Annotated in this window: 20 protein-coding genes; 9 read left to right on the plus strand and 11 right to left on the minus strand. The window is 36.3% G+C overall.

The window, feature by feature from the left end; translation table 11 throughout:
- Window positions 1-4 precede the first annotated feature (4 nt).
- The 5 genes from FFM71_RS02455 (at window position 5) to FFM71_RS02475 (ending at window position 8,390) form a co-directional block, all read left to right on the plus strand.
- Entirely contained in the window at window positions 5-1,201 is a 1,197-nt protein-coding gene (locus FFM71_RS02455; RefSeq protein ID WP_137610608.1) for an acetate/propionate family kinase, read from the plus strand.
- Between the two features lie 471 nt (window positions 1,202-1,672).
- Complete coding sequence (locus tag FFM71_RS02460; protein WP_137610609.1) at window positions 1,673-3,349, plus strand: oleate hydratase; 1,677 nt, start codon at window positions 1,673-1,675, stop codon at window positions 3,347-3,349.
- Window positions 3,350-3,636: 287 nt separating this feature from the next.
- A complete protein-coding gene (adhE, locus tag FFM71_RS02465) occupies window positions 3,637-6,246 on the plus strand; it encodes a bifunctional acetaldehyde-CoA/alcohol dehydrogenase (RefSeq protein ID WP_137610610.1) in 2,610 nt (869 codons plus the stop codon).
- Window positions 6,247-6,645: 399 nt separating this feature from the next.
- Window positions 6,646-7,005 carry a hypothetical protein gene (locus FFM71_RS02470; RefSeq protein ID WP_137610611.1) on the plus strand — a complete coding sequence of 120 codons (360 nt, stop codon included), beginning with the start codon at window positions 6,646-6,648 and terminating at the stop codon, window positions 7,003-7,005.
- A gap of 128 nt (window positions 7,006-7,133) precedes the next feature.
- On the plus strand, window positions 7,134-8,390 hold the full coding sequence (locus tag FFM71_RS02475) for an MFS transporter (RefSeq protein ID WP_137610612.1): 1,257 nt from the start codon (window positions 7,134-7,136) through the stop codon (window positions 8,388-8,390).
- Here FFM71_RS02475 and FFM71_RS02480 read toward each other — a convergent pair.
- From FFM71_RS02480 to FFM71_RS02495, 4 genes are all read right to left on the minus strand, one after another.
- Window positions 8,387-8,641, minus strand: coding sequence for a DUF3781 domain-containing protein (locus FFM71_RS02480; protein WP_137610613.1), 255 nt, complete (start codon window positions 8,639-8,641; stop codon window positions 8,387-8,389). The genes FFM71_RS02475 and FFM71_RS02480 overlap by 4 nt on opposite strands.
- A 2-nt stretch (window positions 8,642-8,643) precedes the next feature.
- On the minus strand, window positions 8,644-9,507 hold the full coding sequence (locus FFM71_RS02485; RefSeq protein WP_137610614.1) for a glycerophosphodiester phosphodiesterase: 864 nt from the start codon (window positions 9,505-9,507) through the stop codon (window positions 8,644-8,646).
- Between the two features lie 83 nt (window positions 9,508-9,590).
- Window positions 9,591-9,908: a transposase gene (locus FFM71_RS02490; RefSeq protein WP_137610615.1), complete on the minus strand. Its 318-nt coding sequence runs from the start codon at window positions 9,906-9,908 to the stop codon at window positions 9,591-9,593.
- An 88-nt stretch (window positions 9,909-9,996) separates the two neighbouring features.
- Window positions 9,997-10,317 carry a DMT family transporter gene (locus tag FFM71_RS02495; protein ID WP_137610616.1) on the minus strand — a complete coding sequence of 107 codons (321 nt, stop codon included), beginning with the start codon at window positions 10,315-10,317 and terminating at the stop codon, window positions 9,997-9,999.
- Window positions 10,318-10,460: 143 nt separating this feature from the next.
- On the opposite strand from FFM71_RS02495, the gene FFM71_RS02500 reads away from it, so the two are divergent.
- The gene (locus FFM71_RS02500; protein ID WP_137610617.1) at window positions 10,461-10,880 is read left to right on the plus strand and encodes a GNAT family N-acetyltransferase; all 420 of its coding nucleotides are present in this window, start codon (window positions 10,461-10,463) and stop codon (window positions 10,878-10,880) included.
- Window positions 10,881-10,884: 4 nt separating this feature from the next.
- Window positions 10,885-11,091, plus strand: coding sequence for a DUF3923 family protein (locus tag FFM71_RS13870; RefSeq protein WP_137610618.1), 207 nt, complete (start codon window positions 10,885-10,887; stop codon window positions 11,089-11,091).
- A gap of 47 nt (window positions 11,092-11,138) precedes the next feature.
- Here FFM71_RS13870 and FFM71_RS02510 read toward each other — a convergent pair whose 3' ends face one another.
- Window positions 11,139-12,320: an MFS transporter gene (locus tag FFM71_RS02510; RefSeq protein ID WP_137610619.1), complete on the minus strand. Its 1,182-nt coding sequence runs from the start codon at window positions 12,318-12,320 to the stop codon at window positions 11,139-11,141.
- Window positions 12,321-12,628: 308 nt separating this feature from the next.
- Between FFM71_RS02510 and FFM71_RS02515 the strand changes: the two genes are divergently transcribed.
- On the plus strand, window positions 12,629-13,267 hold the full coding sequence (locus FFM71_RS02515) for a GNAT family N-acetyltransferase (RefSeq protein ID WP_137610620.1): 639 nt from the start codon (window positions 12,629-12,631) through the stop codon (window positions 13,265-13,267).
- Window positions 13,268-13,310: 43 nt separating this feature from the next.
- On the opposite strand, the gene FFM71_RS02520 is transcribed toward FFM71_RS02515, so the two are convergent.
- From FFM71_RS02520 to FFM71_RS02540, 5 genes are read right to left on the minus strand one after another with little or no spacing between them, the layout of a single operon-like run.
- On the minus strand, window positions 13,311-14,093 hold the full coding sequence (locus FFM71_RS02520) for a sugar phosphate isomerase/epimerase family protein (protein WP_137610621.1): 783 nt from the start codon (window positions 14,091-14,093) through the stop codon (window positions 13,311-13,313).
- 14 nt (window positions 14,094-14,107) lie between these two features.
- The gene (locus FFM71_RS02525; protein ID WP_137610622.1) at window positions 14,108-14,425 is read right to left on the minus strand and encodes a PTS sugar transporter subunit IIB; all 318 of its coding nucleotides are present in this window, start codon (window positions 14,423-14,425) and stop codon (window positions 14,108-14,110) included.
- A 35-nt stretch (window positions 14,426-14,460) separates the two neighbouring features.
- Window positions 14,461-15,558, minus strand: a complete 1,098-nt coding sequence (locus FFM71_RS02530; protein ID WP_137610623.1) for a DUF871 domain-containing protein — start codon at window positions 15,556-15,558, stop codon at window positions 14,461-14,463.
- A gap of 52 nt (window positions 15,559-15,610) precedes the next feature.
- Window positions 15,611-16,963, minus strand: coding sequence for a PTS sugar transporter subunit IIC (locus FFM71_RS02535; protein WP_137610624.1), 1,353 nt, complete (start codon window positions 16,961-16,963; stop codon window positions 15,611-15,613).
- Between the two features lie 28 nt (window positions 16,964-16,991).
- Window positions 16,992-17,981, minus strand: a complete 990-nt coding sequence (locus FFM71_RS02540) for an ROK family protein (protein ID WP_137610625.1) — start codon at window positions 17,979-17,981, stop codon at window positions 16,992-16,994.
- Between the two features lie 194 nt (window positions 17,982-18,175).
- On the opposite strand from FFM71_RS02540, the gene FFM71_RS02545 reads away from it, so the two are divergent.
- Entirely contained in the window at window positions 18,176-19,237 is a 1,062-nt protein-coding gene (locus tag FFM71_RS02545) for a LacI family DNA-binding transcriptional regulator (RefSeq protein ID WP_137610626.1), read from the plus strand.
- A 608-nt stretch (window positions 19,238-19,845) separates the two neighbouring features.
- Here the strand turns inward: FFM71_RS02545 and FFM71_RS02550 are convergent.
- Window positions 19,846-22,335, minus strand: a complete 2,490-nt coding sequence (locus FFM71_RS02550) for an isopeptide-forming domain-containing fimbrial protein (RefSeq protein WP_137610627.1) — start codon at window positions 22,333-22,335, stop codon at window positions 19,846-19,848.
- Window positions 22,336-22,567: the final 232 nt, after the last annotated feature.

A 22,567-nucleotide genomic window follows, 5' to 3' on the forward strand; every position in this document is an offset into this window, starting at 1 on the left:
TTAAATGTCTAAAATCATGGCCGTTAATTCTGGTAGCTCTACATTGAAGTGGAAACTATACACAGTACCCGATGAAAAAGTTGTTGCTAAAGGGATGGTTGATCGATTAGGCCTATCTGACTCTGTATTTGAAGTTGAGTTTGATGGCAAAAAGATCAGTGAGATGGGTGATATTCCTGATCACACGACCGCCGTTAACAAAATGCTCGATAAGTTGATCGACCTTAAAATTATCAATAGTTATGATGAAATTACAGGTGTTGGTCACCGAGTAGTTGCCGGTGGTAGTATTTTTAAAGACTCCGCTGTTGTTACGCCACGTGTGGTTCAACAAATTAAGAATCTTTCTGAGTTCGCACCTTTGCACAATCCTGGTCAAGCAGATGGAATCGAAGCGTTCGAAAAAATTCTTCCAGATGTGCCACAAGTAGCTGTTTTTGACACATCATTCCATCAGACAATGGATCCAGTTAATTACTTGTATAGTATTCCTTACGAATATTATGAAAAATATGGTGTTCGTAAATTTGGAGCTCACGGAACAAGCCACAGATATGTCTCCCAAGCTGCCGCCGATTACTTGCATAAACCACTAAATGATTTGAAGATTATTTCATGTCACTTGGGTAGCGGGGCTTCAATTGATGCCATTGAAGATGGGAAATCCGTTGATACATCAATGGGATTCACACCCTTAGCCGGTATCACAATGAGCACTCGTTCAGGTGATATTGATCCATCGTTAGTAGCCTATTTGATGCAAAAGTTAAAAATTACTGACCCAACTGAAATGGTTAAAGTTTTAAATACTAAGTCAGGTTTATTAGGAATTTCTGGAGTCTCGCCAGACATGCGTGATTTATTAGCAACTAGAGATGAAAATGATCGTTCTGACTTGGCAATTAGAATTTATATTAACCGAATAGTTAAATATATTGGTTCATACATTGCATTACTAAGTGGTGTAGATGTATTGATTTTCACAGCTGGAACCGGAGCTAAAAATGCTGAGATCCGTGCTGACATAGCTAATAGTTTTAACTATATGGGTGTAAAAATCGATAAAGAAGCCAATGAAAATGCTGAAGGAACAGCAATCATTAGTAGTGAAGATTCAACTGTAAAGGTATTAGTAGTACCAACAGATGAAGAGTTGATGATTGTTAGAGATGTCGTAAGATTAACAAAATACAGTGATTAGAGAGTGAAACGAAACCGAGCAATTGTCTCGATAAAAAATTTCTATAAATTACTGTCATAAATGATTAAAAAAAATATCGCAAAGTAATCAAAAAATGATTACATGCGATATTTTTTTGCAATCAAGGAGCTTTTTAAATAATAAATTTTACATATCAAGGTGATAAATCAAACAACGGATAAGACGGAGGGTGTCAGTAAAGTAGTCCCGGCGTTATGGCTTTAGCCATTACACCACAGGACGACTTTGGAGACTTGCTGAACTTTGGCAAGTCTTCAAATCGAGAGGCGAAACCTTGGCTCGACTCGGTCCTCATAGCGGGACTATTTTACTGACACCTGGAGACGCCCCTCAAAAAATAGATTAGAATTGTTTGATATATCGGCAATGAAAGCCTTTACTTTTAAAATGGAACTGCTATATTTAAAGTGTATAGATGAAATAGGAAGATTTGAATGGAGGTCAGTTATTATGACAAGAAAAGCCTACATGATTGGTACCGGTATTGGGAATTTAGCTGCTGGTATTTATTTAATTCGTGATGGTGGCTTCAATGGTGATCAAATCACTATGATGGGTCTTGAAACACACGGTGCCAATGATGGTGCCCCAGTTAAGGACTATGAGGATGAATATAGTAACCAAGCTTTGACTAACAACAAGGGATTCCTAGCTAAAGGTGGACGTATGTTGAATGAAGAAACATATGAAAATCTCTGGGACTTATTACGTTCAGTTCCATCCTTGGATCACCCTGGTCAAACTGTTACTGATGATATTTTGAACTTTGACCACGCACATCCAACACATGATGTTGGTCGTTTGATGGATGATGATGGCCCTCGTAACAAGCCTAATAAAGATAATTACAGACACATGCAATTTACTAATAAGGAACGTTACTTGTTAAGCAAGTTGATGTTGACTCCTGAAAAGGATGAAGAAACTTTAAACAATATCAGTATTGCTGAATGGTTTGTAAGTACACCACATTTCTTCACAACAAATTTCTGGTATATGTGGCAAACAACTTTTGCTTTCAAACGTTCTAGTTCCGCAATGGAATTACGTCGTTACATGAACCGTATGATTCTTGAATTCACTCGTATCAATACTTTGGAAGGTGTTACTAGAACCCCTTATAACCAATATGAAAGTATTATTATTCCAATGCGCAAGTATTTGGAAGACCGTGGCGTAACCTTCATCAATAACCGTAAAGTTACTGACTTGGAATTTAAGGATACACCGCTTCAAGATGACATTATTGTTACAGGAATGAAGTATGAAGAAGTCGACAATGACAACAAAGAAGGTCATATCGACATTGCTGAAAATGACTTAGTATTTGATACTAATGGTTCTATCACAGACAGTTCATCAATTGGTGATTACGACACACCTGTTAAAGAAAATATGGAATACGCACCAAGTGCCATGCTTTGGAAGAAAGCTGCCGAGAAGTTCTATTCACTAGGTAATCCTGATAAATTCTTTAATGATCGTACTCAAAGTGAATGGATGAGTTTTACAGTTACAACTAATAATCACTACTTAGTTAACGAAATTGCTCGTATCACACAACAAGAACCTGGTAATGCTTTGAACACGTGGATTCACAGTACACCTTTGATGTCACTCGTTGTTCACCATCAACCACACTTTAAGGCACAAAAACCTAATGAATCAGTCTTCTGGGGTTACTTCATGTATCCAAGAAGAAATGGTGACTATGTTCAAAAACCAGTTATCGAAATGACAGGTAAGGAAATGCTTGAAGAATTCCTTGGTCAATTGGCAGCAGTTGATCCAAGTAAAGACAATATTGCTAACCATAAACAAGAAATTATGGACAGTATCGTCAATGTAATCCCTACACATATGCCTTATGCCAGTGCTTTGTTCAATCAAAGAGCTGTTGGAGATCGTCCTGATGTTGTACCAGAACACAGTAAGAACTTGGCCTTTATCAGTCAATTCTGTGAACAACCATTCGATATGGTCTTTACAGAACAATATTCATTCCGTGCTGCTCAACGTGCTGTATACACATTGCTCAACATTCCATTATCAGAAATGACACCAATGCACCATTACGAAAAGGATCCAAAGGTAATGGCTCGTGCAACAAAGACTATGTTTAGATAACAAATAATTCACAAAGTGAAGCTGAAATTTCATTCAGCTTCTTTTTTTGTGAATTAAAAAGGCTGATTCAGCCTACTTTGTGAAGAAATATTCACAATTGGATTGCATATTTATTTGATGTGAAATTTTTAAAGATACCAATTTTTCACCTCTACGTGTTGATATATCAACGTGAATACGTTTACATTGATTAATCGGAATAAAATACTTGAACAAAAGATACACAGTGATAAGATAAAACGTGAATTAGTTAACAAATATAGCTTTTAAATCTTGGAGGTAATCAGATGTTGAAAGGTTCTAAAGACACAAAGGTTGAAGAAAAAGACGATGTAAAACCTGTTATTGATGCGATGGTTGCTAAAGCTCAAAAGGCTTTGGAAATTATGGACGGATTTACACAAGAACAAGTTGATCACATTGTTCACCAAATGGCTATTGCTGGTTTGAATGCCAGTTTTGATTTAGCAAAACTAGCTTACGAAGAAACTGGCCGTGGTTTAGTTGAAGATAAAGTTATCAAGAATATGTTCGCTACCGAAGAAATTTGGCACTCAATCAAACGTGATAAAACCGTTGGTATCATTGAGAATGATAAAGAACATCGTTTAATCAAAGTCGCTGAACCACTTGGTGTTTTAGCTGGTGTTACACCGGTTACTAACCCAACTTCAACAGCTATGTTTAAGTCATTGATTGCCTTGAAGACACGTAACCCAATTATTTTTGGTTTCCATCCTCAAGCTCAAAAGTGTTCAGTTGCCGCAGCTAAGGTAATGCTCAAAGCTGCCGTTGAAGCTGGTGCTCCTGAAGGTGTTATCCAATGGGTTGAAAAACCAAGTATCGAAGCAACTTCATATTTAATGAATAACGAAGGCGTTGCTAGTGTCTTGGCTACTGGTGGCCCTGGTATGGTCAAGGCAGCTTATTCAACAGGAAAACCTGCTTTAGGTGTTGGACCTGGTAATGGCCCTGCATATATCGAAAAGACTGCTAATATCAAACGTGCTGTTAACGATATTATGATTTCAAAGACTTTCGATAATGGTATGGTTTGTGCCGCTGAAAATAGTGCTATTGTTGATGCTGATATTTATACCGAAGTTAAGTCATTACTTGAAAAGAACAAAGTATTCTTCATCAAAAAAGCTGATTATAAGAAGCTAGCTGATGCCATGTTCAATCCAAATGGTGGTGTTAAAGGTCCGATCGCCGGTCAATCAGCTCTAGCCATTGCTAAACTTGCTGGTATCAAGGTTCCAGATGATACAAAGGTTCTTGGTGTTGAATTGAGCAAGGTTGGTCCAAATGAACCACTTTCAGCTGAAAAACTTTCACCAGTTCTATCTGTTTTCAAAGTTGCTGGTCATAAAGAAGGCTTTGAAAAGGCTAACGAATTATTGCACTTCGGTGGACTTGGTCACACAGTTGGTATTCACACAATGGATGAAGATCTCGCTACTGAATTTGGTATCAAGATGAAAGCTAGTCGTGTACTAGTTAATACTCCTGCTGCTATTGGTGGTATTGGTAATCTTTACAACGAAATGATTCCATCACTTACCCTTGGAACTGGTTCATGGGGGAAGAATTCTATTTCTCATAACGTATCTTCATTTGATTTGCTTAACATTAAGACAATCGCTCAACGGAGAAATAATATGCAATGGATTAAACAACCAAGAGTTTACTATGAAAAGACATCAGTTCGTTACTTAGAGGACCTACAAGGTATGAAACGTGCCTTTATCGTCTGTGATCCAGTGATGGTTCAATTAGGTTACGTGGATACAATTACTGATGAATTGAAGCGTAGTAAAGTTAACGTTGAATATTCAATGTTCTCTGATGTTGATAATATTGTTACAACTGACATCGTTCAACGCGGTGTTACACAAATGAACTTGTTCAAACCTGATACGATCATCGCCTTGGGTGGCGGTACAACAATGGAAACTGCTAAGGATATGTGGTTATTCTATGAGCATCCAGATGTTGATCTATTCGGTGCAAAGCAAGGCTTCATTGATATTAGAAAACGTACCTACAAGTTCCCTAAGCCTGAAAAAGCTCAATTTGTTGCCATTCCAACAACATTTGGTTCTGGCGACCAAGTTACACCATTTAGTTCAATCATCGATACTAAGACAGGTACTAAGTACCCAATCGCTGACTATGCATTGACCCCTGATGTTGCTATCATTGATTCACAATTTGTTGAAACAATGCCAAAAGACATCATGGCTGAATCTGGTATGGATGTATTGACTAATGCCGTTGAATCATACGTTGCCAACATGGCATCAGATTACACAAGACCATCAGCACTTCAAGCTATCAAGTTAGTCTTTGAAAACTTAGAGAAGGCAGTTGCTGGTGACAAAGATGCTCAAGAAGAAATGCACAATGCTTCTACGTTAGCCGGACTTTCATACGGAAATGCCTTTGCAGGTGTGGCTCACTCAATCACAGATGTTTTGACAAATGTTTATGGAATCAGACATGGCCTAGCATCAATCGTAGCTTTGCCACAAGTTATTAACTATAACTTCGAGCAACCTACTAAGATGACAATGTGGCCAGCATATGAAAGCTTCAGAGCCGATTCAGATTACGCGGCTATCGCCAGTTACATCGGTTTGAGCGGCAAAGATGAACGTGCTTTGAAAGATGCATTAGTTAAGAAAATCGTTGATTTAGCACATGCTGTGGGTATTAAACTAAGCCTTAAAGATAACTATATCGACAAGAAAGATTTCGATAGTAAATTAGATGACTTAGCAGCTGCAACATTTGGAGATCAATTCTCATTCACTAATCCTAAGGAGCCATTAATCTCAGAATTGAAACAAGTACTTGAAGATACCTATGTCGGAAAAGGAATCGAAGAAAAGTAGAGAGTGAAATAAGGACGGTCAGCTCCCGAGCATTTTCGTGACTAAGTGAATTACACGCTGGGTTTGCGTGTGATTTGCTTAGTCATGAAAAGCGGAAGAAGTTGCCCTTATGTAACTCGTTTTAAGTAGAGAGTGGAACAGGCCCGGGAAGTTAGGCAAAGCGGAAGAAATTGGCCTGTGTAACTCGTTTCAGAGCCACTGCATATATATAACTAAACAAGAGTTAATCTTGAATTTTACTAAGTTAAGTAAATTTAAGGTTAACCCTTTTTTTGTACATTATGTAATAACTAAGATTTGTACAGAACTCCATCAAATTTGAGAGGATATAATTCGTGTATAGAAATTGCCTTAAAGTGAAAGGTATATAACTAATAAATCAGAAAAAAGATGATTATTATGAAATTGTATAAATCTATAAATTTTTGGATTGCAATATTTTTCTTACTTTCAATCTCTTTTATATTTCCTAAAGGAGTGACTAAATTAGATGTGCTGAATAATTTATTTAATCTCTTAGCTATAATTTTGTTCATGCTTAAGGCACGCAAAGATGTAACTGGAAAAAATCTCTATATGACATTTAAGTGGTATAAGTCCTTAAACCTATGGATTGGGGTACTTTTTCTACTATCAATTACTGATATATTCTTCCGTAAACAAGTTGGTCTTGATTGGTTTAATGATTTTGTTAGCTTTGCTATGGGGAGTTTTTTTATATATCTAGGATATAAAGAAATGCGGCAAATACGAAATTAAGCCCAAGATATAAACAGACTTACTTATTTCTTTATTTTTTTTTATACGAATATACCAATCAAAATAAAAGCATGGTTAAGCTATACTAAAAACAACTGGGGAGAGAGCTCTGAAAAGGGGTTATCTATTTGAGAATAAATAAAGAACAATGGAGTTGGATCTTCTATGATTGGGCAAATTCAGCTTATGGAATTATTGTTACTACAGCTGTCTTACCGATTTATTTTAAATCGATTGCCCAAACACAACATGTTTCAGCAGCAGGGTCAACCGCTATCTGGGGTTATGCTAACAGTTTTAGTACCTTATTAGTGTCATTATTAGCTCCATTTCTTGGTGCACTGGCAGATTATCCACATTTTAAAAAGAAAATGTTAAATATTTTCTGTTGGCTTGGAATTGTCATGACCTTTGGTTTAGCAATGGTGCCAGCTGATCAATGGCAGTGGCTGTTAGTTGTGTATGTTTTTTCGGCCATCGGCTATTCTGCTAGTAACTTGTATTACGATAGTTTCCTGATTGATGTTGCTGATGATAAAGATATGAACAGGATATCCACACATGGGTATGCTTATGGGTATCTTGGAGGAGTAATAGCGTTCATATTCTTCCTAATCCTGCAATTGACTAGTGGCTTTGGGAAACTAGATGGTACGGGAATCGCTCGGTGGAGTTTTGTGATTGCGGCAGTTTGGTGGATTATTTTCTACATTCCGTTACAAAAAAATGTTCAGCAAAAATTTTCGGTATCTAGCAATTCAGCACCATTGGCCGACAGCTTTAAACGTGTTATTCAAACGCTGCATCATATTAAACAATATAAAAAGGTAGCTTGGTTTTTGGTTGCGTATTTCTTCTATATTGATGGTGTGGATACTATTTTTACGATGGCTACAGCGATTGGGATGGACATTGGTATCAAAACTAATGAACTGATGATTGTGATGCTAGTCGTGCAATTAGTGGCCTTTCCTTTCTCGATATTCTTTGGCTGGTTGGCTGATAAAACTTCAACTCGTAAAGGAATTTTATTAGGAATCAGCGTGTACTTTATCATTTGTTTGTATGCTCTGAATCTAAAGACAAGTCGAGATTTCTGGATTTTAGCATTATTGGTCGGAACAAGCCAAGGTGGTTTACAGGCTTTGAGTCGCTCATACTTTGGTAAAATTATTCCTAAAAAATCAGGTAGTGAATTTTACGGATTTTATAACATTTTAGGTAAATTTTCAGCGGTCATGGGGCCATTTATCGTTGCCATTGTTACACAAATGACTGGACAATCAACAATTGGAGCGGCGTCAATTAGTGTATTGTTCTTGATTGGTTTAATTATTTTTACGATTTTACCGCGAATCACCGCAAACAAAAAAATCGTCGATTAATTCGACGATTTTTTGTTTGCGGTGATTAAACGATAGTTGAATGAATTGATAACTAATTCAATTGTTTTATTTTGTAAGTAATAATTTTTACCAGTTTTATGTATAATGGTTTTCTCATCCGAAATAATCCGATTGACCAAAGATTGAACTTCTTCATTTGAAAGTGACAAATTTAATTTCTTATTAACTCGACCAAAAACAAGTGGTGTATAACAAACATTTTTTAGAAAGGTACTCCGTTTCGGTATCATCGCTATTTCCAACGGTTAATTAATTGAGATGTCTCTTTGGTATTATTCGTGAAGACACTGTCCAATTTCAAAGTATTCAGAGCATTGTAATTGTCATTATATGTATTGAGAATCCAACCGTTAGTTTTAAAACCATTTTTATGAGCCAGTTTAACTAATTTAGGAGTCCATTGATCCAATCTGATTGAAATAAATTTGATATAACGTGGGGCATTTTCAATTTGTTCACGGTATTGACGTTCAGTGACGGAATCTAGCAACCAGAGTGTGGGAACGTTTTTTAAGGATTTATGAACAGCTTCAATACCTGGTAAACTTTCATCCTGCATAATGACATTGTTAGTCATCTTATAACGTTTTAATTCTTTAACGAGGGCTTTTTCGGTATCGGTATTATCGCCAGCATTTTTTTTAGTTTCTATAATATAGTGAACTTTTTTTCCATAGCGATTAAAAACTTCTTTTAATTGATGGATTTTTTCACCATTATGTAACTTAACTTGGTCGATTTTATTTGAATTAGATGTTGAAATTGTAACGTTGTGCCCAGTTGATTTTTTAAGATTGTCATCGTGGGAAACATATAATTTATTATCCTTGCTCAGCCAAACATCTTGTTCGATGTACTGTGTTCCATCCTTGATAGCTTGATTGTAGCCACTGAATGAGTGATCCGGATTATTGTAAGGACTGCCACGATGTGAAAAAATTATTGGTGAATCAGGTGCAGCGTGGTTAACACTTTGAGTTATGGAAGTTAGATCCTTGGCCTTGGGAGCAGCAGCAGCCTGTGCGCTAGTAGCTACAAGTGGCATGGTTAAGACGGTCAAAAGTAATAGAATTGATGCAATCTTTATTTTCTTCATTTTTTCCCCTCGGAATCGATATTATCATTCATATTTTACCCATAAAAAAAGTGTTACCGCAAGTTAATGGGTAACACAAATTATTAATGGAATTTAAATGGACGATAATTTTTGCTTTCGTGATGGCCTAATACAAACTTATTAGGCTTTTTATTGCAACAAACCTTATCATTTTTGTCAGTAACAGTAGGTCCTAAAACCAATTGCTTAGTTTTTTCACGTTCAATTTTAAGCATTTTACTCAGTTGGCGATTCTTCCAAAAGCCATGTACACAAATAGCCATGGGAATGGTTGTTAGAGCAATTGAAGCAGGAATCAACCAAGGATTTTCTTGAACAAGTTTCATTTGGAATTCATTATATTCCTTCATTTCAGCGTGTAATTCCTCAGGTGTCAACATAATATCGCATCCTTTCAACTATGATTAAAGCATAAGCTAAAATGTAACCGATGTCATCAATTAACCTTCAAAATTTGTTAGAATTAAATTAACTTCCAGAAGTAAATTTAATACCAACAATACTGACTAATAGTAGGACAACAAAGCACCAAGTTAATGGCGATAGTTTATCACCAAAGAGAACAACTCCAGCAATAATTGAACCAACTGCTCCAATACCAGTCCAGATTGGATAGGCAAGGCTCATGGGCATTTTTTTCACCGCTAAAGCTAGCAATCCCATACTTATAGCGAGACCAACAATGGTCATAAGTGTGTAGTTTAATTTAGTAAAACCGTGGCTGAGTTTCATAGTAGTGGCCCAAACGACTTCGAACAATCCGGCGGTGATTAAATAGATCCAATTCATAATATTTTCCTCCAAAAAAAGAAGTATCCCCATCAATTCCTTCTTTGGCCTAACGGAATTAATGAGAATACTTTTGTAAGTGACACCCGGCGGTGTTTAATGATTTCAGATTATTTTAGCAAAAATAAAGGTGGATGGCAAATATGATTCGAAGAATGAAACCAAGTGAAATTGATACTGTTGGCGACATTTGGCTCAATGGTAATTTAGAAGCACATAATTTTATTGATAAGAATTATTGGATAAATCATTTAAATGAAGTTAAGGAACAATTTAAACAAGCAGATATTTATGTACTGGATGAACAAGGCATTCAAGGATTCACTGGTTTAACAGAAAGTTATATTGCTGGTATCTTTGTAAAAAAAGAGGCCCGCAATCAGGGAATTGGTAAACAATTATTAGATTATCTCAAGCAACGTTATGACCAATTAACCTTGAACGTTTATGCAAGAAATAAAAATGCTGTTAGGTTTTATGAAAAAAATAATTTTAATATTTCTTCAGAAAGTATGGATGAAAATAACGAAAAAGATTATCAGATGATTTGGAAGAAGAGGTGAGTTAATGCAGGCTTGGTGGAGGATCAATCTGTTGTGGTTCGTTTTATTTGTTATAGGGTCAGCTTTCATATTGATGCGAAAGGTCGATGGTGCAGGTGCTGTTCAGACTCCTAAAGTTAAAATTTTGTCGTTATTAGTTTTAGGTGCGTTCTATATTTTCATCTGGCTGTGCCAATTGATTACGTTATATTTTATAAGGAGACATAAATAAAAAGACTAGAAAACGATTAAGCTTTCTAGTCTTTTTGGTATACGAAATTATTCTGCTTGTGCAATCGGATGTTTTCGAACAATAAATGTTAGCAAATATGATAACGCTAAAATAACAGTAACAACTAAGTATGGATAATGTGTATTCCAGTCCATCAATGCCCCTGACATCAAGGGCCCGATAACATTACCGACACTAGTCAATGACATGTTCATTCCGTTGATCAAACCTTGATTAGATCTGCTCGACTTAGTCAGTAAAGTTGTAATTGCTGGTCTCAATAAGTCAAATGATGAGAAGATAACCAACGTTGCCACGATAACTTCAACATGTGAATGTGCTTGAGTGATCCAGAAGACACAGACAGCACTGAGTAAGAATGCAATACTGATCAAACGCATTTCTCCAATTTTACTAATGATCCAGTTGAACGCTGCCACTTGTAGGATTAGAGAAATTATTCCGTTTAAGGTCAAAACCAAGGCAATCGTGCTCAAGCCAAAGTTGAAGACTTGGTTAACATAAATACTATAGATACTTTCGAATCCTTGAAGTCCAAATGATGATACCAAAATCATCCCGAATAGCATGACCATTGGTAATGTCAAAATTGAACGAATAGTACCTTTTTCGGCAGCCTTTTTCTCGGCTTCATGTTCCTCGAGTTCGATGGTATCTTTGTTTTCCTTCAGGAAGATTTGCGTAAAGATAGCACTAGTAATACTCAAGACACCAGCAACCCAGAATGGTGTCTTATAACTGATACCAGCTAAAATCCCGCCTAGTCCTGGTCCTAAGATTAATCCACCACTAAAAGCGGCAGATAGCCATCCAATGACTTTAGCACGATCCTTCAAAGTAGTTAGATCGGATCCTAGAGCCATCGAAGTGGGAATAACCATGGCAGCTGATAAACCACCGATGATACGAGAAAGATTAAAGATAGGTAGAGTTGTTGCCACGGCGAAGATGAATTCAGAGATCATGTACGTGAAAAGACCGAAAACAATAACCGGCTTACGACCAATTTTATCCGACATCTTACCAACGATTGGTGATGCGACGAACTGTGCAAAGGCAAAGAGTGAAGTCATGACACCCATTTGCGAGGTGGTAAAGTGATACTCATTCTTGATGAATGGTGTTACAGGAATAACCAGACCAATTCCTAGACAGATTAAAAAGTTACTAAATACTAGAATATAAATCGATTTTTTATTTTTCCCCATATATTCCCCTCTCCGTAAATTTACTTTTCAGTTCAAAAAAACTACCATCTGCCGATAGTAGTTGATTATAAGAAAACCGATACCCTGAGTTGAACTTAGGTATCGGTTTAAACTGAAATTCTCACATTATAAGTAAGCATACTATGCATTTATATTAATGTCTAATATTTTACCTAAACTTTTTTGTTAAAAATATACAATAAAAATGACTTTTGGCACATAAATAATTTTTAATCTTCTATATTAATGGACATTTCGTATTTAAGTGACTATGATGGATACATGGCTGTTTAAAGGAGGTCATATTTTTGGATTTTCGAAGCGGGTTGAATAGTGATAAACCCCAGATAATAAATTTACTCACAGAATCATTTAAAGAATACATCACCACTAAGAACATGTTCCAACAAGAATTTCGTTCTAGTGCTAAATTTGACAAGTTAATGCGCAAATATTTTGCACTTGAGGTTAATGTATTTATGAAAAAAGGTTTGGTTTATGTTGGAGCTGACGGAAAGGGTACGCCTAGAGCAGTTGCGCTAATTGAATTTAATCAAGGCAGACAGATCAGTTATTGGGATTATCTAACAATGGATGGTTTGAAGATATTGCCTGAAATCCTTAAGAGTGGATTCAATGGTTTCAATGCATTCGATATCTTTAAGTTTGAAGATCTTTTCGATAAAGTTAAGGGTAAGAAGAAGTGCGTTGTTGAATATCTAGCAGTTGATAAATCCTTGCGTGGTCAAGGAATCGGTAGTAAGATGTTGAACAATCATATCAGTCCTTACGTGAAAAAGATTGGTTACCGAAACATTATTTTGGAAACTAATACAACTAAAAATGTAACATTTTATAAGAAGAATAATTTCTCAGTTCGCTCAGTTAAAAAAGTTAATTTGAGTCATGGGGATGTTAAAGATTGGGTCTTGTCTAAGGCCATTTAATCAAAAAAGGTCGCTCACATTAATTGTGAGCGACCTTTTTTGATTAATCTTTGGTAAATGTCTTTAATTGTTTCAAAGAATCATCTAAAACATCGAATATATTGCCTAAGGTTAGAGATTCAGGTTCAACGACGAGCCATTTTGTTCCTGAATTCTGAGCAGAATTGAATATTTCAGACCAATTATTCTCATCTTTATCCGAACCTAGGCGAACTTCGTATTGGAGAGATTTCGCATAGGGTTTGCAATGTACAAAGGGGACACGTCCCTTAAGACTTTTGATATATTTGCTAGGTGATTTTCCACCTTCGATACAATTACCGGTATCGATTTCAATGTTGACTGATGGTGAAATGTTTTTTAATAATATTTCCAATGATGGCACAGTACCCTCGATTAATTCGCCGTAATCATAGTCATGAGTATGGTAGGTTAGGTCCATATTATTTTCTTTAAGTTCATCATTGATTTGGTTTATTCTGGCGGCATGGGCTTGCCACATACTGATAGTATTTTCTGATATTTTGTGACCTGATTCCCAAGGTCCACCTAAAGCATCAATGATGATATGCTTGTTGCCCAATTCTTTTTGATAAAGAATAGTTTGCTTTAATTGGTTACCTTGAAATTGAGTCCAGGGTAATTGATACCCTGAAAGGACAAGCTTGCTTTTAGCTATCAAGGCTTTTAACTCACTTGGAGTGAATTTTGAGATTCCAAACATCTCAATGCCGTCATAACCAATGTTTTTTAATTTTGACAGGGTATAATCTGGATCTTTCTCGTAATCGCTTAGAACTGGCCAGAGCTCAGCTGCATATTTCATAATTAACTTTCTTTCTAATTATTTTGAGAGATGAGTTTTTTAGCTGTTGCTAAAACATGTTCACCATTCATCAATCCATAATCCATAGTATTGATCATCTCAACTGGCACTGATAACTTTTCTTTTAATTCGGGAACTACATATCTTACTTGTGGTCCAATCAAAACAACATCGGGATGTCTTTTATCCATTTCTTGAGGAATTGTTTTAACAGCTCCGGCGAATACTTCGGCATCTAGTCCTTCTTTATCAGCTGCTGCTTGCATTTTATTAGCCAAAAGGCTGGTTGACATTCCATTACCGCAGGCTAACATAATCGTAATTTTTTTCATAATATATATCTCCAAAATTTTAAAGTATTAAATTTTTATAGATCACTGTGCTCTTTGAAATAAAAATTACTCCAGGGTTTTAAATAATTTAGCAAGAATAATTCATTGGGATCGATGTGACCGACTACATTGGCACGACCGTCATTTGTCATTGATTGAAGTGCAATCTCAACTTCAGCTTTATATTGACCATATTCATTGTTATCAACCAGAATATCACCACGTTTAATGTCCACGGTATTATGTACTGGTATGTTCTCGTCGGCATATTTCATACGCATTTCAGAACTTCGAATGATGTATTCACTACGATCACCTCGATAAGTATGCTGATTGTTAAATAAAAGTTCTTTTTCCAGAGTGGTAATATCTTTATTTGTTGAGACACTGAGGGTCGGATATACAGCAGTAAAAGCATCATGCATGGATTGTAATTCTTCTTCGCTGGCGTAGGCGTTTCCAATTATTAAATCATTAATTGAATCCATTAATATGTAATGCTTTACCTGTGTTTCAATGGAAAGGTTGCGGTGATCTTCTATGGTTGGCAATCCATCTTGAGTGGGCCATGGTCCAAAGGTAGCGTTTTGTGAGTTAACAAATGCCGCTGTATTTAAATCGTACTTATTGAACGATGCGGTTGTATCTTGGAAGAAAGATGTCCCTAATCCTGAAAAACGGTGAGGATAAAAATTATGGCAACCCAATAAATTATCACGGTTAGGTGAAAATGACATAATATTATCAATTTGTTTGGTACCTTGAGACATGTTAATTTCAATTTTTAGGCCATAAGGATTGTGTGTCATTTCTGCCTCATTTAACCCATTGAAACCAACATCTAACCTAATTCCCCAGGCTCCTAAGTCGTGGAAAAATGCGAGGTTATCATAGGTAATGCCTAATTGACTAAACAATCCAGGATTAATGTCAACGATTACTTGCATGTGTAATGAATTGGCGTGATCGATAACTCTTTTGAATTCATTTAAAACGTCATCTTTTTGACCTTTTATTTCTAATAGTGATGTAAATACACGTTTAAAGCCATATTTAGCTGCTAAATCCAGATAAGCAGCGTCTTCTTCATATGTTGATCGTTCAGGATAAACAGATACTCCTAATTTTCCCATGTGCTATCTACCTTTCAAATTTATTAATTTGTTAAAAATCGGATTTATTCTTTTATGCGATGTCTTCATTGGTATCTACAGCTGCTTCTTGGATAATCTGTTGTTTGTTTTGGGCTAATAAGAATGGCAAGTAAATTAAAATATCACAGATAAGGTTAACGATTTGCAATGCAGAGCCCATAAAACTATTTGTTGCTAAAAATCCAGAAATAATTGGTGGCATGGTCCAAGGAACAACCGCTCCGATACACAAAGGAACGATTCCGGTAGCCATTGCAAAGTAGGTAGTGCAGGCATTGAACATCGGTGCAATTAAAAATGGAATGATCAAACTAGTATTTAAAACAATTGGCATCCCAAACATGGTTGGCTCATTAATATTGAAAATACCAGGCGTAACGGTAATTGGAGCGAGGACTTGTAATTGTTTGCTGGCTTTCTTCATGCTGACTAAAAGTGCAATCCCAAGTACAAGTCCTAAAGTGGCGCCACCACCACCCATGTAGACAAAGTTGTCGATAAATGGAGCAGCGATAATCTTTCCACCGTGAGCTAATGTTAATTTGCCGGCTTGAAATAAGGAACGGTTAACGTCGGTATTCATTAACCAAATAGGTGACATGATGCTGTTGACGATACTTGATCCATGAATACCAATAAACCAGAAGGCACTATTCAAGAAGACAGCGATTAGAGTTCCGCCTAAAGTTCCACCTAAAAATCCAAGCGGTTTAGATAAAACATGGAGGAGTAAATCATGAACATTTCCTAAGCCTAACCAACCAAAAATAGCGTAAATTAAACCAAATAGAGAAATAATTAAAGCTCCAGGAATCAAGGCACTGAAACTCTTTGACACTGCGGGTGGGACTGTTTCTGGCATTTTAATTCTAATATCATGATTAATGAACCATTGGAAAATTCCACCTGTAATCAAACCAATAATGATGGCAATAAATAATCCTTTTGAACCTAAGTAGTCGTAAGGCATACCTTCAGAAATAACCTTGCCGCTAGTAAAGATACTTGGAGTAATGGCAAAGTATGAACCGATAGCAATGATACCGGCAGATTGACCATCAGTTTCATGGTAGGCGGCATAACTTGAAGCGATTCCGTAACAACTGATAACTCCTAACAGTCCAAATGAAGCATTAACAATTTTATTAAATAAATCTGCAATTGCAATGCCGTGAAGCGATGTAGCCGCTATCCAATTAGTCCAAGCGGTAATCGGAAAACTACCAGCGATTAAGAAGATGGATCCAACAATAATTAATGGCATACTCATCGCAATACCATCACGGATGGCCTTTAATGGTTTAAACTGACTTAGTTTTTCTGCAATTGGAAGCAAATGTTTTGAAATAAAAGCATCAAAACCTGCGCCATTTTTTTTACTCATGATAAAAACTCCCTCCAATAAATTCCTTTTAATTAGCCTTTATTTCAAAACCTTGTTGCTGGTGAATATTTAAATCTAATTTTGCAAATCCAGTTAGAGCACATCCTATTAAAGCAATCGTATTTGGATCTAAATCAGTATTTTTAACACCATAAGTGACGAATCTCATCGTTTGTTGGTCCAGATATTTTTGCAAATGATCAGTATACCAACCATTAGTGACAACACCTCCACCTAGACGAAATGCTTTAGTGTTTAACATCCTAGTTAAATTCATAATCAGATTTGCCGTTGCTCTTAAACTTGATTCCACTACTGCCACGGCTAAAGGATCGTTATGGTCATAAGCATCAAAGAGAATTCGAGCATCAATTCTTTTTTGAGGGGTGACAGTTATTTTGGTTTGACCTTGAAAATCCTTATATAATAGATGAGTCCGATTGGACATTCCTAAACCGGAGGCCAATGGTTCAATACATCCATATCGCCCACATTCGCATCTGTCCGGACTGTTCTGGTCAATTACCACATGGCCAAATTCACCAGCATCATAATCTGGACCAACGATAATTTCATTATTAATAACAACGCGTCCTGCTAAGCCAGTGCCAATACTTAAGTAAATAAAATTTTTGGTAACGTTACCAATTCCGAACAAATTTTCAGCTACCGTCGCTGCAGTTAAATCATTAGTGATAAAACAGGGTAGATTAAAGGTTTTACTAATCTCACTAGCAAGGTTGATGGGATTAATATTAGTTGGATCTATTTCCTCCCAAACCCCTGCTTTACTATTGACTCGTCCAACTACATCAACTGTAATGGCTTGAATACTTGAACTTGAGTTAATATTCAATAAGTAATCGGAAATATCCGATTTAATCTGATTTACAGCGATTCGTTGTGTTGAAACATCGGAATGATAACGACGTGAGCTGTGAATAACACCATGTCGATCTACTTCACCGACAAGGATTTTCGTTCCTCCTAGATCAACAGATAGGATTGTTTTAGTCATATGTCGTTAGCCTTCTTTATAAAATAACGTTTTCAAGTATAAAATAGTTAAAATAAGCGCTTTCATTTAACAAAATCATTGTATAACCGGGAATGGACTATGTCAATATCTATTTGGTTACGTTACCAAACGATTTTATTGTCATTGTGATGAATCTGGTCTAAGATAATTAAACAAGTATGAGGTGAAAATTTATGGCTAAGATTACGATAAAAGAAATTGCAAGATTATCAGGTACCTCTGTTTCCACCGTTTCCAGGGTACTTAATGATAGTCCATCTGTATCACCCATAAAAAGAGCAAAGATTAAGGAAATTATTGAACAAACACATTTTCAGCCCAGCATGTTAGCTCGTGGTATGGTTTCCAGTGAAACAAAAACTTTGGCGGTATTAGTTTCAGATATAAATAATCCGTATTTTACTGATTTATTATCTCAAATTGGTGAAATAGCTCATCGATCAGGGTATACCTTATTACTTATTGATACGATGACAGCAGGTAAGAGACGCTCTGAAAATGGGTCCCAATTAGAAATTGAAGCTTTCCAGAATGTTGAGGAACGAAAAGTTGATGGAGTTCTAATTCTCGGCGGAGAAATTGATAAGGAAGATATAGATGCAGATTATATGTCGGCCTTAAATAGATTAAATCAAAAAATTCCGGTGGTTATTGTTGCAGAAAAGGTTGGTGGCTGTGAGGCTACATTCGTGGAACGTGATCAGCAGCATAGTGTATCTGTGATAACACAACATTTGCTTGCATTAGGTAATAGAAAAATTGCCTTTATTGGTGGTCAACGTGGGGTACGAGTTACAACATCACGAGTTAAAGCCTTTAAAAAGATTATGAGTGTTTATTCAAAGGTTGATGATAAAGAGATTATCTTGACAGACTTCTATTCACAATCTGGATACGATGCTGTAACTCAACTTTTAAAAGAGGAAAAAGATTTGCCGGATGCGATTGTGGCAATTAATGATCAAGTTGCTTGTGGTGCAATAAGGTGTCTGTCTGATAATGGTATCAAAGTTCCTGAGGATATAGTAATTGGAAGTTGCGATGAATTTCCGGGTAGTGAGTTTATGATTCCTAGAGTGACAACCGTAAATCAACACAATGAAAAACTAGGTAAAATAGCCTTGATTCATTTGTTTGAAAGAATTAGCGGTAAAAAGATGGAAGTTAATGATTCACTGAATTTGCCGGAATTGGTAATACGTGAATCATGTGGAGCTAAAATCAATAAATTGTAATAAAATTTGAATGTTGAATAATTTATATAGATAAAAATCATCCTTTGATTATCACTATCATTAGAACAAATTAGTTGGAAGAGCTGACAGTATTCATTTGCAGCGAAAGTGGCGTTAGAACTTTATTCTTACACCATCGGGCGTGTTGGAGACTGACCGTTTTTTGGTAAGACTTCAACCGAGGCTCGAGACGAGGCTGCTGAAAAACTAAATTATAGAAATTTAATCCACCATTTTCGTTTTATTTGAAGCACTATTTTGGGTAATTTCACCCACTTTTGTACTCAATAATAACTGTTTTATGGGAATTGATTTTTTAAGATTAAAAATTCAGGAGTTTTTCAGCAGCCTTGCTCGAGACCGCCTTTTGGCTCGAACCGGTTCCGCGCAGCAGATGAATACTGTCAGCTCTGGAAATGGCATGATTAACTAACTTTAGTTAATCATGTCAAAAATAGAAAAGTGCCCCATAACCATTAGATTTTTATCTAACAATTATGGAGCACTTTTTCTTTTACAAAAACAACTGATTCTACCATCAAATAGAATACCAGATTCTAACGTTATTGAATCTTTTGTTAAGGAAACTTAAATTTTATTACATTTTTCTAAACTGATTCAGTTAATCCCCAAGTAAGTGTACCGTTGTATGCTCCCGGAGAAGTATTAGCAGCTAATCTAATTTGCCAGTCGCCAGCCCCCACATAACCAGTTAGGTTAACGGCACTATTGTAATCAGTGAAATTAGAGCTCTGAATTGTCGTTCCTGTCGGAGTGATGGATTTCCAATTACCGGGATCTGAATCCGAATCATTTCTTTGTCTGATAAAGAGTAGACCAGAGGCGTCAGCAGGCAAAGTGTCACCAGCAGTATTTTTCATTTGAGAATCAGGATTGTCGTTGTCATAAGAAACTGTGACATTATAAGGATTACTGTCAGGGTGAGCGACAATCAATTCACCAGTTGTACTAACATTGTTCAAGGTTTTGTCTTTTCCATACATATTCGTTGAACCAAAGTCTATTTTGGTTGGGTAACTCGTAATGGCATTGACGTTTTGAACGTTAAGATTAGCACCAGTTGAAAATTGTTCATCAAAAGATTGGTTACCGGTGGTATTTACATTCTTAATATAAGCAGTGTTAGTTATTTTTCCCGCGGTTGAGGCTGTGACCTTGGCACTAAATTCAATTTTAACTCGCTGACCTTTACCAACGGCTTGAATATTACCGGTATTAATGTGACTTTGATTATATCCGGCATCATCAGAATCATTTGGACCCCAAATCTTGATAGAACTCGTATCTAATTCAAGTCCGGCAGGTAGATCATCATCAATTATGGCCCCGGCTTGAAGTGAATCTTTACTAGTTGTATTAACGGTGTAGAGAATCTGGTAGTCAACAATATCACCACTTTTGCCATCGACACTTGTTGTGTAATCAGTATCACTATGCTTCTTGATTAGCTTAGTAAAAGTATAGCTGTAGTCAGGTGGTTCAACTTTAATATCAACTGAAGCGTCGAAAGTCTTCTGTTCAGTCTCATTGTTACCTACGTCAAGACCTGTGAATTCAGCCTTATTCGTAATAGTATTTTCGCCACCAGAACTTGTTAACGCATCGTTGGTTATTTGAGCCTCAAAAGTAACGGTTGCATGTTGATCATCTGTTAACGATAAAGCCGGTGGAATTGTAATAGTATTGGTAGTGGAATCGTAATCACTTGGGGCGAGAACCTGTGTTGTACCACTATTATCAGTTAGCCGTAAAGTACTAGAGTCGACTTGAAGTCCAGCTGGTAGTTGATCGACTAATTTGTCGTAACGCCATTGTGCCCCATAACCGTTATTGGTCATTTTTAAATTAAATTTCAGTTTGTCGCCGACTTTGTTGGTACCATCGGTTCGAGTTTCATTGGTATATGTTTTGGTTGGAGTGGGAATTGAGAATGGCTTGGCAGTAACACCGATGGTTGAACCGAAATGCGCTGTTTCACCGGCTGCTAGAGTTGTGGGATTCCACTTCAAAGTATAAGAAGAATCACCAAACTTAGGATTTCCGCTGCTATCTGTACCAAGTAAACTGTCGTTGACTGGTCCAGATTCGGCACCAGTACCAGTGACTGTAGAATTGCTAAAGCCTTTGGCCCAATTCATACTGGAACTATCGTATGTTTGTCCACTGTAGTATTTGAAACCATCTTGAGTCTGATTAGTGACCATCAATTTAAAGTCATCACTATCATAAGGATTTTGAATGTAGAGACCTTGACCATTTCCAAGGTTGTAAATAGGGACGGCATCATTACCACCATTACTATCACCTAGTTTAGTATCTTCGCTAAAGAGAATAGTGAATTTTTGAGTGTCTTCGCCCGTATTTTTAACATAGAGTTCACGCTGAACAATGGCAGAATTGGTAGGTGAAGGTCTCAAAAGTAATTCAACCTCTAGATTATAGGCACCATTATTGGCACTACCAGCGGTTCTGACATAATTACCCATTATTTTATATGAAGGTGCAGAGCCATCTTTAGGATCTGTATAGAAAAATTTTTTATCAGTTAAACCAGGATTACCATTATTACTTGTATTAGTACCAGCACCGAGAATTGAAAAATCCTTAGCAGTAATAGATTTAGTACTGTCTGAGGGTGCCAACATAAAATTTGGTGATGTTAAAGAAACATTACTTGTATTTGAAGAAGTATATTTATAGCCAGATTGAAAGGCAGAACTGATGTAACTGCCACCGTAATTTAGAAAAACATTCATTTTAGAAAATTGAATATTATTTGTACTTGTAGCTAGCGAGGGGGTTAAAATCGTATCATCACTCATACCAGAAACTAAACCACTTTGATTTTGAGCCAGTCCAAAAGCATACCCCAATTTTAAGCTCTTACCAGTCGAAGAAGATGTACCAATATCTATTTGACCGATTTTGTTAGAAGTACCAGTTTGCCAACCAGTTATCCCGTCATCAAAATCAGTGGCACTAATAGCCGCGGAAACATTAGTACTAAAACAAATAAAGGCCAATAATATTGAAAATAAGCCAATTAAAAATAATTTTAAATTATTTTTAATCTTCATAATTATTCCCCCTCCCAGAAGTTAATAAGTGAAAAAATATATAGTGATTATTTATTTTTAAAGTTAATTTAGAAGTTAGGTTTACTAAAACTCTTATCATGACATATTATATATGTTATACCCAGCCGAGGGATTTCAATTTTCATAAGAAGTGTTATAAAATGTTGGCTTAGTTCAAAAAATGGCAGTAATTTATTATTAGTTATTGATTTTTTTGTCATTTAGTAAGGAT

This window comes from Companilactobacillus huachuanensis (assembly GCF_005404815.1).
GTDB lineage: Bacteria > Bacillota > Bacilli > Lactobacillales > Lactobacillaceae > Companilactobacillus > Companilactobacillus huachuanensis.

Excerpts from the sequence above, each read along its gene's own strand:
- FFM71_RS02455 (WP_137610608.1), top strand. The coding sequence starts at position 5 with ATGTCTAAAATCATGGCCGTTAATTCTGGTAGCTCTACATTGAAGTGG.
- FFM71_RS02460 (WP_137610609.1), top strand. The coding sequence starts at position 1,673 with ATGACAAGAAAAGCCTACATGATTGGTACCGGTATTGGGAATTTAGCT.
- FFM71_RS02550 (WP_137610627.1), bottom strand. The coding sequence starts at position 22,335 with ATGAAGATTAAAAATAATTTAAAATTATTTTTAATTGGCTTATTTTCA.
- FFM71_RS02470 (WP_137610611.1), top strand. The coding sequence starts at position 6,646 with ATGAAATTGTATAAATCTATAAATTTTTGGATTGCAATATTTTTCTTA.
- FFM71_RS02480 (WP_137610613.1), bottom strand. The coding sequence starts at position 8,641 with ATGATACCGAAACGGAGTACCTTTCTAAAAAATGTTTGTTATACACCA.
- FFM71_RS02535 (WP_137610624.1), bottom strand. The coding sequence starts at position 16,963 with ATGAGTAAAAAAAATGGCGCAGGTTTTGATGCTTTTATTTCAAAACAT.
- FFM71_RS02500 (WP_137610617.1), top strand. The coding sequence starts at position 10,461 with ATGATTCGAAGAATGAAACCAAGTGAAATTGATACTGTTGGCGACATT.
- FFM71_RS02540 (WP_137610625.1), bottom strand. The coding sequence starts at position 17,981 with ATGACTAAAACAATCCTATCTGTTGATCTAGGAGGAACGAAAATCCTT.
- FFM71_RS02485 (WP_137610614.1), bottom strand. The coding sequence starts at position 9,507 with ATGAAGAAAATAAAGATTGCATCAATTCTATTACTTTTGACCGTCTTA.
- FFM71_RS02525 (WP_137610622.1), bottom strand. The coding sequence starts at position 14,425 with ATGAAAAAAATTACGATTATGTTAGCCTGCGGTAATGGAATGTCAACC.
- FFM71_RS02545 (WP_137610626.1), top strand. The coding sequence starts at position 18,176 with ATGGCTAAGATTACGATAAAAGAAATTGCAAGATTATCAGGTACCTCT.
- FFM71_RS02510 (WP_137610619.1), bottom strand. The coding sequence starts at position 12,320 with ATGGGGAAAAATAAAAAATCGATTTATATTCTAGTATTTAGTAACTTT.
- FFM71_RS02530 (WP_137610623.1), bottom strand. The coding sequence starts at position 15,558 with ATGGGAAAATTAGGAGTATCTGTTTATCCTGAACGATCAACATATGAA.
- FFM71_RS02490 (WP_137610615.1), bottom strand. The coding sequence starts at position 9,908 with ATGTTGACACCTGAGGAATTACACGCTGAAATGAAGGAATATAATGAA.
- FFM71_RS02495 (WP_137610616.1), bottom strand. The coding sequence starts at position 10,317 with ATGAATTGGATCTATTTAATCACCGCCGGATTGTTCGAAGTCGTTTGG.
- adhE (WP_137610610.1), top strand. The coding sequence starts at position 3,637 with ATGTTGAAAGGTTCTAAAGACACAAAGGTTGAAGAAAAAGACGATGTA.
- FFM71_RS13870 (WP_137610618.1), top strand. The coding sequence starts at position 10,885 with ATGCAGGCTTGGTGGAGGATCAATCTGTTGTGGTTCGTTTTATTTGTT.
- FFM71_RS02520 (WP_137610621.1), bottom strand. The coding sequence starts at position 14,093 with ATGAAATATGCAGCTGAGCTCTGGCCAGTTCTAAGCGATTACGAGAAA.